This window comes from Flavobacterium chilense (assembly GCF_001602525.1).
In the GTDB taxonomy this organism is placed as follows: domain Bacteria; phylum Bacteroidota; class Bacteroidia; order Flavobacteriales; family Flavobacteriaceae; genus Flavobacterium; species Flavobacterium chilense.
Genome location: NZ_LSYT01000004.1, coordinates 89,297 through 101,174 on the forward strand (window position 1 = coordinate 89,297; position 11,878 = coordinate 101,174).

An 11,878-nucleotide genomic window follows, 5' to 3' on the forward strand; every position below is an offset into this window, starting at 1 on the left:
TTAAAGTTAAAAAAAAGACATTTAAATTGTATCATTTCACAGAGCAATGTGAATAATTCTGTCGATAATTTTAATCTTGTGAGAAAAAAAATCTATGTTTCTATGTGTTTAAAAATAATCTGCTATTTTAGACCTGCTTTTGTTGCTGCGATGGTTTTCAGGTTACTTTCTGTCAATGCATTTCCGTCAAAGAAAGAAACTCCTGCTGCTCCGTTTTCTTTTGCGAGTAAAATCGCTTCTTTAAGTTCTTTATCGTTTTTTAATCCCGGAATATAAATTCCTGTGTTGATTTTTGTTTTCTTGTCTTCTAAATCAGCAACACCTTGTTTGGTGGCATAACCAACCCAGTCAATTTCTTCATTATAAAAACTATGGTAAATCATAGGATATACTTCGTCGATATTCCATTTGTCCCAACGCTGGCGCACCATATGATCTGCCATTTCAGGATACGGAAACACTGCTGCGGTTAGTTTTTTATTGTGTTTGTGTGCAATGGTATAAGCATCATTTACAACTGCTTGTATGGCATTTAACCTGAAGTTTTTCCACTCCATATCAATCGAAGTGTTATGACTTTCTTTTGGATTTTTATGATGGATTTTTTCGAATGCCCTGATACATTCATCGCAATAGCAAAAATCAAACTGAGGTAATTCTGTATCCTGAACCAAGTTGTATTTTGGCAATAAACTGATTGGTAAAAAAATGTCCGGAAAACGAATATAATCTAAGTGAACGCTTTCGATCCCGTCAACTTTTGCTAATTCTTCTACTAAATGTAAAACATGTTCTCTTGATTCTTTTCTGGTTGGACACAACCATTGGTAATAATCTACATAAGGGCGATTGTCAAAACAGGATTTTCCTTCTTTACTTACCATATACCAATCCGGATGTTGTAATGCCAGAGAATCTCCGGGCCTGTTCATCGCCATAATCCAGGCATGCACTTTTAAGCCTTCTTTGGTGGCAAGAGGCACTAATCTTTTTAAGAGTTTTGGATCTGTTGTGGTATTAATTAATACCTCATCGATTCCGCCCTCTTTGTATTTTTTAAATTCTTTCGAATAATCAGCATCTGATTTTTTGGCATCTGCGGTGGTCCAGACTCCAAATTTAAAAGTGGTTTGTTCTTCTTTCTTAGCACAGGAAAAAATCGTTAGTGCCAATATAAAAAGTAATAGTTTTGGTAGTTTCATAGTGGTTTATTTTTGTATTATTTTACCATCCTGCCTGATTATAAAGGTTTGATTAGAAAATGGACTTTTTACTGCAATATTAAATCCGGATGCATGATTTTCTACTACCGGTTTTAAAATTTTATGATCAATACTGATGGTTTCTTTTGTAAGGCTGGCAATCGATTTTGCCCATACTTTATTTTTCTGATAATACTCTTTTTGGGCTCTGTATAAATTATAAAGTTCCCATTTTACTTTTTCATCCTGCGGAATGGTAAAGTTATCTTTTCCTTCTTTGGAAGAAAAATAAACATAGCCCCATTTTTCTGGTTCATGCATATTGATGACACCCATTGGCGACCAAACCCAATTGTACTCCGGCAAAAATTTTCCGTCGGCATCTTTTTTTCGTTCGTATTTGCCATCAACAAGGGAATGCTGCCAGTTAACTCTTGAAAAATTGACTCTCCAGAATTTATCTACAGGTACGTTCTGATCAAAATAAGAGGTTTTGTAAGCTGCCCACGGAATTGCCATTTCTAAAGTCCATCCCTGATCAATATCATTGGGATTATTTAATGTTCCATGAATTTTAACTGCTGATTTAAGTCCGGGAATATTCCAGTCGTTTAAAACAACATTATCATTTTCACGATACGGTTTTGATAAAAATAGATCCCAAGCGGTATTTAAGGCGTTTATTTCTAATTCATAATAGTTAAAAGTGTCGCTATCGGGATCTATAAAGACTTCAAAATCATTGTTATAAAAAATAATGGTATCGCGTTGTTTTAAATTTGCCCAAACATGCGGTTCTTCCATTTTTGCTACAATATAGAAATTGGTTTCATCCCAGAGCATTTTTACTTTTGTAGCATACTTTGGTTTTATACCATTCTCAATATCTTCAAAAAGTTCTGTCCAGTCTGCTTTACTCCAGGCGGCATCAGTTTCATCACCATCGATCACAATTGGAGTTGTTGTTTTTACTGCTACATAGGTTTTAGGAATAATGGTATTTTTCTTTGACTGTGAAAAACCCACAACCGAAAGAAAACCTATAACCACTGTTAACCATTGAAATTTTAAACGCATGCTTTTTTTATAAACTGTTATCTTTTGTAAACTGAATTACTTCGCTTAATTTACCAAATGCAATAGCTACAACTGTATCTGCTGCTCCATAATATACGGCCAGTTTATCTTCTTCTGTATCGTGTAAAGCAGCACATGGGAAAACTACATTTGGTACATCGCCTACTTGTTCGTAAAGTTCTGCTGGTCCTAATAAATAAGGCTGTGTTCTATATTTTACCTGATCCGGTGCATCAACATCTAAAAGTGCTGAACCCATTGCATAACGAAAACCGTTGCAGGTATTGATAACTCCGTGATAGATCATAAGCCAGCCTTCGTTGGTTAAAATAGGAATTGGTCCTGCTCCAATTTTGGTACATTGCCACGCACTGTCTTCAAAAGGAGTTGGTTTCATGACCAAACGATGTTCTCCCCAATATTTCATATCCGGACTGTAACTGATCCAGATATCTCCAAAAGGTGTATGTCCGTTATCACTTGGACGGCTTAACATGGCATATTTTCCGTTTATTTTTTGCGGGAATAAAACACCGTTTCTGTTGAATGGCAAAAAGGCATTTTCGCATTGAAAAAACTCTTTAAAATCAAACGTATATCCAATACCAATTGTTGGTCCGTTGTAACCGTTACACCAGGTAATCCAGTAACGATCTTCGATGAAAACCACACGTGGATCGTACTTATAAGCCGATTCGATCATGTCTGTGTTACCAGACTGCATTACGATGGGTTCGTGGTTGATATCCCAATCGATTCCGTTTTTACTAAATCCGGCAAAAATATTCATTTGAACCGCTTTGTTATCACATCTGAAAACACCCGCAAAACCATCTCCAAAAGGTACAACAGCACTATTAAAAACACTGTTTGATGATGGAATTGCATACCTGTCGATAATTGGATTTTCAGAATATCTCCACATTACATCGTTACTGTTTTCGGGTCTGTCTTGCCAGGGAATACTGCTCATTTTTTTGTTTTTTATTTATTGTTTCTATTCTATCACTTTTGTCATTTATTTAAACACATAGGAACATAGTTTTTGAAAACCGCTTAAAGGCGTTTCACTTGCATTAACAAATCCCGAAGCCTCGGGACTATGTGTTAGAAACTAGTTTCTTTTGTATTCTTTTTATACACACTTAAACCTATGTTTCTATGTGTTTAAAAATATTTCCAAAGCTTTGTCAAAGTTTTAAACTTTGACAAAGCTCTTGCTTCTTGCTTCTTTTATCTTAATCTTCGATTTTTCTAACTTTATCCAGCCATGTAAATTTTAATATCGTGGTTGTTACTAAAAACACCAGTAATGCTGTAATGGCTTTTGGATAATCTCTGATAATAAAAAATATAGGAAGCAGGATCATACTCGACTGCCATACAATCCCGATGGCACAGTTTAGCATATCTTTCCAGAAATCATTATTTTTTTCGAAAGTCTGATCTTCTGCTCTTAATAATTTATAAACCGGTTTCCACCAACCCCAGGGTCTTACATTGGTATAAAAAGATTTTAGCACTTCGATATCTGTTGGTTTACTCAGGAATGTTCCTAAAAGACAACCCAGAATCGAGAAACCAAATATTAGCGGGAATAAATAAATCGCCTGTACTTGCGCTAAATCGTACAAAAATGATCCTTCGGTTAAACTTCCTTTGGCCTGACCTAAAGCAAATTGCAAAGAAGCTACCACTAATCCGGCGAACATTCCCCAGAAATAACCCCAGCCATTAAAACGCCACCAAATCCATTTTAAGAAATTGGCTGCGACATAACCTCCGTACAAAGCACTTGTAATCCAAAGTGTTAAGGAATTGATGGAGTCTGCAAAAAATCCCATAAAAACGCCCAGCCCTACTACCAGAAAAGAAGAAATCTGACTTACTTTGATATAATGCGCATTTGAGGCAACAGGCTTGAAATATTTTTTATAAATATCGTTGACTATGTAAGCAGGTCCTGCGTTTACAAATGCTGAAAATCCGGACATGAAAGCGGCTAATAAACCGGCTAGCAAAATTCCTTTGATTCCAACAGGAATGTATAAATTAACGACTTTTGGCATTAATAATTCTAAATCGGCTCCGGTTAAACCTGTATTGGCATTTAATTCCGGTGCTAAATTTACCAACGCAATTACTACAATTCCGGTGATTAATAAATATCTCGGAATGAATAAAATCAAATTGGTAAAACCGCTCATATACGCTGCTTCTTTTACGGATTTGGTAGAAAGTATTCTTTGCAAATCATAACTTGGCGTTGGTCCGGCTACACTGGCAAAGAAACCTTTGAACAAAGTCATTCCGATAAAAGCACCGAACATTTTATATCCTTCTGAATCTATTAAATTATTGAAGGTTTGAAATTTATCACTCCATTGGGTTTCAAATTGCCAACCAAAGAAAACATTTTTCCACTCTTCTGTAATGACCGAATTGATCTGAATATCAGTATAATTGATAAATGCATAACCGGCAATCAGGACACCAGCGGTAATCATGATTAAATATTGTACCACTTCGGTAGCAACTACAGAAAACATTCCGCCTTTTACGGTGTAAACTGTAGTAAGAAATATAATAATCAGCGCATAAGAACGCTCAGAAGTCAGTATAATTAAATCGCCATAATGAAGCGTTAAATCCCACGGAAGAATAATGGTTACAAATTTACCGATACCTTCAAAAAAATAAGCGATAAAACCAATGGTAGAAATTATAGCAAAAATGGCGACGATAATATGAGATGCTTTTCCGGCCCTGTCACTTCCAAAACGGGTTAGAATCCATTCAGAACCAGTCATTACTTTTGATTTTCTAATCCAGACGGCAAGGAACATCATCACAAAAATCTGGTTCCAGATTGGCCAGAGCCACATAAACATAAAACTTTTTACACCATATAAAAACAATACTCCAATCATCCAGGAAGTTCCTGAAACATCAAACATTCCTGATCCGTTGCTTAGGCCTAAAAAATACCATTTGATTGTTTTTCCGCCAAGGAAGTAATCGTCGAGTCCTTTTGATGCTTTTCTTGAAATCCAAATTCCTATTCCTACCGAGAGCAGAATATAGGCTACAATGATTGATACGTCAATTATATCCATTAATTTATGTTTATTTATTAGTTATGTGGTTGGTTATAGTTTTACTCCCCAGTTTTTATTGGGTTGGGATCCCATTACAAAATGCAAAGTCCCGCCCTGCAATATTTGCTGATGTGTAATAGCTGTTTTATTGAACGGAACACCATTGAGTGTTGCCGACTGGATATAAAAGTTTTTATCTGAAACGTTTTCTGCTTCGATTACAAAAGATTTTCCGTTTTCAAGATTGATTTTTGCTTTTTCGAAAATCGGGCTTCCTATTTCATATTCTCCCGAAGCCGGATTCATTGGATATAATCCCATGGAACTAAAAACATACCAAGCCGACATTTGTCCGCAGTCTTCGTTACCACTTAAACCGTTTGGGGTTGTATTGTATTGAGTATCTAAAATATGACGTACCCAATATTGTGTTCTCCAGGGCTGTCCGGCATGATTGAACATATAAGCAATGTGATGACTTGGCTCGTTTCCGTGTGCATACTGACCAATTAATCCTGAAATATCTGCTGAAACATTGCTTCCTGTAATTTCTGAACTTTCTGTAAATAATTGTTCTAAACGTTTTACGAAAATCTCATTACTTCCGTGCAGTGAAATAAAATCTTCTACATTTTGAGGAACAAACCAGCTGTGTTGCCAGGCATTTCCTTCGGTATAATCTGTATGTTCTCTGTGGTTGGAATGTTTTGGATCAAAAGGTTCGTTCCATGATTTTCCATCATCCGATTTTCCTCTCATGAATCCTGTTTTAGGATCAAATAAATGTTGGTAGGCTTTGGAACGGTTCAGGAAAAATTGATAATCTTCGTTTTTCCCTAAGGCTTTTGCCATTTGTGCCACACACCAATCATCATAAGCATATTCTAAAGTAATCGTAACTGATTCATCCAGTAAGTTAAACGGAATATAACCGTATTTTTTATAGTAATTCAATCCTCGCTCATCCTGCATCATAGTCGCTTTCATGGCTTGATAAGCTTTTTCTGCATCAAAACCTTTAATTCCTTTTAGATAAGCATCTGCAATTACAGGGATTGAATGATAGCCTGTCATGGTATTGGTTTCGTTGGCATATAACGTCCAGACCGGTAATATTTTTTTTGTATCGTAATAGGCTAACATTGAGTTTACAATGTCTGAAGTTTTGTTCGGAGCCAATAAAGTCAGTAATGGATTTTCGGCTCTAAAAGTATCCCATAGTGATAAGGTCGAGTAAGCGGTATAATCTTTTGCCGTAGCAATTTGATCATCCTCTTTTCTAAACTGACCGTTTTTATCACTATAGGTTACAGGGGCAACTTGGGCGTGGAACATCGCGGTATAGAAAATGGTCTTTAATGAATCTGTTGGGGTTTCAACTTCGATTTTGCTCAAAGCAGTATTCCATATAGTAGCTGCTTTAGATTTTGTGGTATCAAAAGTTGACTTTTCATCGTCCAGATTGTCTTTGGCATTAGCCACACTTACCGAAGATAAAGCTACTTTAACCCATAACTGATCTGATTTTTTCGGGTCAAAAAACAGTTGTGCCGATGTGTTTTCTGCGTCGGCTTTTTTGGAATTAATGATTTGCTTGTCAGCAATTAAAACTGATTCTGTAATAGGTTTCGAAAATTTGGCGACAAAAAATACTTTCTGATTTTTTGCCCAGCCTGTACTATAGCGATATCCGCTTATCGTGTATTGGTCTTCAATTGTGATTCCGGTTTTTACCGTTTTGTCCCAATTAATCGCAAATCCTAAATCGATAACTACAGATTGTGTATCGTTTTTTGCAAAGGTGTATTTATGAAATGCTGTGCGTTGTGAAGAGGTTAATTCTACATTGATCTTAGGATCCTCAAGAAAAACCTGGTAAGAACCCGGTGTTGCTTTTTCGTTAACATGACTGTATTTTGATTTATATGGTAATTGATCTCGTGAAGTTGTTTTTGTAGTTAAATCAAGTTTTTTATTGGTCGGCATGAAAAGAATATCTGCCAGATCGCCAATTCCGGTTCCGCTTAAATGCAAATGGCTAAAACCCGCTACAATAGAATCTGAGTAATGATATCCGGAACACCAGTCCCAACTTGAGATTCCGTTGTCAGGACTTACCTGAAGCATTCCAAAAGGAACCGTTGCTCCCGGATAAGTATGTCCGTGACCTCCTGTACCAATAAAAGGATCTACATGATTAACAAAAAGTATTTTTTGCTCGCTATTTTTATTTACATTTATTTTGCAACTTGCAGTCAAAATGACCAATAAGCCCAGCAGGGTAAAATTCTTCATATAAAACAATCTTAATTTAACTTTAAATTTAAATAAATTAGAATTTTATTAAAACTAATTTAGACGGACGACAGTTTAACTAAGATAAACACCAAAAAAAGTCACAAAAAATACCAGTATTATGAATTTCAGTTCCGGCAAACTTTATCGCATACCATTGCATTATCACATCTTTTTTTGGCTTACTTACTTTTTATTTAACACATTTCGATGGGGAAGCTATTTTAATGACTATCTCTATTCGTTCAAAACAAACTTATTGGGATTTCCTATTCACATGACTTTGTGTTATCTGAATATTTTGGTGTTTATGCCGTATCTGGTCTATCGAAAAAAGTACCTTTTGTATATACTGGCCATTTTATCTTCTCTATTTTTAATGGTTATCGTAAAATTTAACCTTACATATCTATTAATAAACCATAACGTTTGGCCTGAAGGCCCGGAATTTATAGATGAGTTAACCCTCAACTATACTATAGATATGATGATGGGTGAACTGTATGTGATCACTTTTGTTACGGCTATTAAGATTACATTAGATTTTTTGAAGGAACAAAAAAGGGTTACGGATCTGGAAAAATCTCAATTAGAAACGGAATTGCTTTTCCTGAAATCTCAAATTTCTCCGCACTTTTTCTTTAATACACTCAATAACATTTATTCTTTATCTGTCGAAAAATCAAACAAAACACCAAAAATTGTCCTGAAACTTTCTGAGCTAATGCGCTATATGCTGTACGATACAAGAAGCAAAAGACAGACTCTGGAAAATGAAATACTTTGCATTCAGAATTATCTTGATCTGGAGAGAATCCGAAATGATGACCGATTAGAGGTAAATATGTCTATATCCGGTGATATTCATGACAAAGAGATTTCTCCTATCATATTATTAACTTTTATTGAAAATGCTTTTAAACACGGTGTAAACAAAAATACCGGCAAAGTGGTGATCAATATAAATTTTAAGATAAAAGGCGATTACCTGCATTTTACTATTTCTAATCCAACGCCAGAAATTACACAACATGAGGACAATTTTAACAAGTCAAGTGGCATAGGTATTGAGAATGTAAAAAAAAGATTGGAGTTAGGTTATAATAAAAATGACTATAAGCTTTCATTTAAAAATAAAAAAGATATTTTTGTCGTAAAACTTGTGATTAAAGTAACCTAGACACAACTTTTCTTCGTATATAAATTTACCTGCTAAATTATTTCGCTCAAATAACTAAGATTATAGAAATGAAAATAAATTGTTTGATTATTGACGATGAGCCTTTGGCGATTAATGTTATTAAAAATTATTTAGAGCCGATTGAAAATTTTGAGGTAATAAATACTTTCAGCAATCCAATTGAAGGTTTAAATTTCCTGAAAAATAACACCGTTGATGTTATCTTTCTCGATATCAACATGCCTGTTCTTGATGGTATTAATTTTATAAAGAGCCTTGAAAATCCACCAATTCTTATTATCACGAGTGCCTATAGTCAGTTTGCAATTGAAACTTACGAACTGGATGTTTTAGATTATCTGGTAAAACCAATCGAGTTTCCGAGGTTAATGAAAACCTTAAATAAGATTAGTAAAAGACTCGAAAATAAAACTAATATTCCGCAGGAAAGCAGTGCCGACAGCCCTTTTATATTCGTAAAAATCGACAAGAAAAGAATGAAAAAGATTTTCTTTAATGAAATTCTGGTTATCGAAAGCTTAAAAGATTATTTAAAAATAAACACTCTAACAGGTAAATATATAATTCACAGCACACTGTCTGATTTTACAGATTTGCTTCCGGAGAGAAATTTTTTAAGAATACACAGATCCTATACAATTGCTATTGATAAAATTGATGCCGTTGAAGGAAACAGCATCGAAATTGAAGGTTTACGATATGTAATTGGCAGATCGTATATCGATCATGTAAAACAAAGAATTTTGAATTCTTCGATTTGATTTTGTGAGAAGTTAATAAGTAAAATGTTAGATGTTTAACGTATTGAAACCTTAATCAATGTTTAAAAACATTGATTAAAGTTTTTTTGTTTTAGCGCCCTTCGACTTCGCTCAGGGTGACAAAACTGAGAGAAAAAGTTTGCGGTAAAACCCCACAAAACAAAAAAATGCAGCCAACCACGGCTGCATTTTCAAAACTGGTAACTAACCAATAAACCACATGAAATAGCTTATTACGTTTTTAAAACAAAATTTCTCTAAAAGAAATATCGTTTAAATGCTTCGATGGCAGAATAGTCTGCTAATCCTAAAGCATGATATTTTTCTGCCGTTAATCTGTTTCGGTCTTCTACCCTTACCCAGAATTCGCGGCTGTCATCGCCCTGAAACATTACCCCGTCTTTTTGTGACTGATGGTAAAAAATAGCATGACGTTTTTTAAGTACCTGATCCGGACTCATTGGAACCGCCATTTCGATTTGGTACGATTCCCATTCATGCCAGGCTCCTCTATACAGCCAAACCCAGCAATCATCCATAAAGCTTTTGTGTTTTAATCGCTTTAAAGCTTCAAACAAACTATCAAGGCACACTTTGTGCGTTCCGTGTGGATCTGCCAAATCTCCTGCTGCATAAATCTGATGTGGTTTTATCCTTTCGATAATATCACACATAATTTGTATATCAGCCTCTCCAAGGTTATTTTTCTTAACTGTTCCAGTTTCATAAAATGGTAAATCTAAAAAGTTAACATTTGAATCCGGTACACCTAAATATCTGGTTGCTGCAACTGATTCACTTCTTCTAATCAATCCTTTTAATCTTCTCACTTCTAATGAGTCAATATCATTTGCTTTTTTATTCTTTAAAAAGTTGATGATATTTTCAGCTTCTTCAGAGTTTTTATTTAATGCCATCGAAATTTCGGCAAACTTTAAAGCCTCTTCATTCGAAACTGCTATATTTCCTGAGGTTTGATACGCAATATGAACATCATGTCCCTGCTCTACCAATCGGTCAAAAGTTCCTCCCATCGAAATAACATCATCATCCGGATGCGGACTAAATATGATGATTCTTTTTCTTTCGGGAGTTGCACGTTCCGGTCTGTTGGTATCATCAGCATTAGGTTTTCCACCCGGCCATCCTGTGATGGTTTGCTGCATTTTATTGAACATTTTAATATTCAAATGGTAAGCAGTTCCTTCTTCTGCCAAAACGCTCGACATTCCGTTATCGTTATAATCTTTGTCCGTTAGTTTCAGGAAAGGTTTTTTGGTCAATTCACTTAACCACGCAACGGCTTTTAGTTTTAACTCTTCTGTCCAGATTACCGATTTTACCAGCCAGGGGGTTTTTACTCTCGTTAGTTCTGATGATGCTTCTGTATCTAACACAAATGTTGTATTGTTGTGCTGTTGTAAATACGTAGCCGGAACTCTCGATGAAATTTCTCCTTCGATTGTTTTCTTTATTATTTCTGCTTTACTGATTCCCCATCCGAGAAGCACAATTCGCTTGGCATTTTTTACAGTACCAATTCCCATTGTGATGGCTTTTCTCGGCACATTATCCACTCCCAAAAAGGAAGATGCAGCATCCTGACGTGTTAAATGATCGAGTGTAATACTTCGTGTTGCTGAATTAACATGCGATCCCGGTTCATTAAATCCAATATGCCCCGTTCTCCCGATTCCTAACAACTGAAAATCTAATCCTCCGTAGGATTTAATCTTCATTTCGTAATCGATACAATATTGCTGCAGGTCTTCATTACTGATATTTCCGTCAGGAATATTGATGTTTTGAGGTAAAATATTAACATGATTAAAAAGATGTTCATGCATGAAATACCAGTAACTCTGAATATCGTTTTTATCCATTGGATAATATTCATCTAAATTGAAAGTCACGACGTTTGCAAAACTCAAACCTTCTTCTTTATGAAGTCTTACCAGCTCTTCGTATACTTTTACAGGTGAAGATCCTGTCGCAAGTCCTAAAATACATGGCTCGTTTAATTCTTCTTTTCTTTGAATGATATTGGCTATTTCCTGAGCGACTAAAATCGAAGCTTCCTGAGATGAATCGAAAATCACATTATGAATTTTCTCGAAGCGGGTTTCTTCGAACTTTCCTGCTTCTTTGAAATTTATACTTTCTTTAATCATTTGCCTGTTGTTCTAATTATTTAATATAAAATTAAATATTAGACCATGGAAATAATCAAAAATTCGACTAATA

The 11,878-nt window shown here is 35.2% G+C and carries 8 protein-coding genes; 2 read left to right on the forward strand and 6 right to left on the reverse strand.

Annotated features, from left to right (window positions below; genetic code table 11):
- Nucleotides 1-122: 122 nt before the first annotated feature.
- The 5 genes from A4F88_RS11310 to A4F88_RS11330 form a co-directional block, all read right to left on the reverse strand.
- Nucleotides 123-1,202, reverse strand: coding sequence for a putative glycoside hydrolase (locus A4F88_RS11310; protein ID WP_068842726.1), 1,080 nt, complete (start codon nucleotides 1,200-1,202; stop codon nucleotides 123-125).
- 6 nt (nucleotides 1,203-1,208) lie between these two features.
- Complete coding sequence (locus tag A4F88_RS11315; RefSeq protein WP_068842727.1) at nucleotides 1,209-2,279, reverse strand: carbohydrate-binding family 9-like protein; 1,071 nt, start codon at nucleotides 2,277-2,279, stop codon at nucleotides 1,209-1,211.
- A gap of 7 nt (nucleotides 2,280-2,286) precedes the next feature.
- Complete coding sequence (locus A4F88_RS11320; protein ID WP_068842728.1) at nucleotides 2,287-3,252, reverse strand: glycoside hydrolase family 130 protein; 966 nt, start codon at nucleotides 3,250-3,252, stop codon at nucleotides 2,287-2,289.
- A gap of 265 nt (nucleotides 3,253-3,517) precedes the next feature.
- A complete protein-coding gene (locus tag A4F88_RS11325; RefSeq protein WP_068842729.1) occupies nucleotides 3,518-5,395 on the reverse strand; it encodes a sodium:solute symporter family protein in 1,878 nt (625 codons plus the stop codon).
- Between the two features lie 33 nt (nucleotides 5,396-5,428).
- Nucleotides 5,429-7,672, reverse strand: coding sequence for a GH92 family glycosyl hydrolase (locus A4F88_RS11330; protein ID WP_068842730.1), 2,244 nt, complete (start codon nucleotides 7,670-7,672; stop codon nucleotides 5,429-5,431).
- Between the two features lie 121 nt (nucleotides 7,673-7,793).
- Between A4F88_RS11330 and A4F88_RS11335 the strand changes: the two genes are divergently transcribed.
- Complete coding sequence (locus A4F88_RS11335) at nucleotides 7,794-8,852, forward strand: sensor histidine kinase (protein ID WP_068842731.1); 1,059 nt, start codon at nucleotides 7,794-7,796, stop codon at nucleotides 8,850-8,852.
- 68 nt (nucleotides 8,853-8,920) lie between these two features.
- Nucleotides 8,921-9,634 carry a LytR/AlgR family response regulator transcription factor gene (locus A4F88_RS11340; RefSeq protein ID WP_068842732.1) on the forward strand — a complete coding sequence of 238 codons (714 nt, stop codon included), beginning with the start codon at nucleotides 8,921-8,923 and terminating at the stop codon, nucleotides 9,632-9,634.
- A 257-nt stretch (nucleotides 9,635-9,891) separates the two neighbouring features.
- Here the strand turns inward: A4F88_RS11340 and nagB are convergent, their stop codons facing one another.
- On the reverse strand, nucleotides 9,892-11,805 hold the full coding sequence (gene nagB / locus A4F88_RS11345) for a glucosamine-6-phosphate deaminase (RefSeq protein ID WP_068842733.1): 1,914 nt from the start codon (nucleotides 11,803-11,805) through the stop codon (nucleotides 9,892-9,894).
- Nucleotides 11,806-11,878 lie beyond the last annotated feature (73 nt).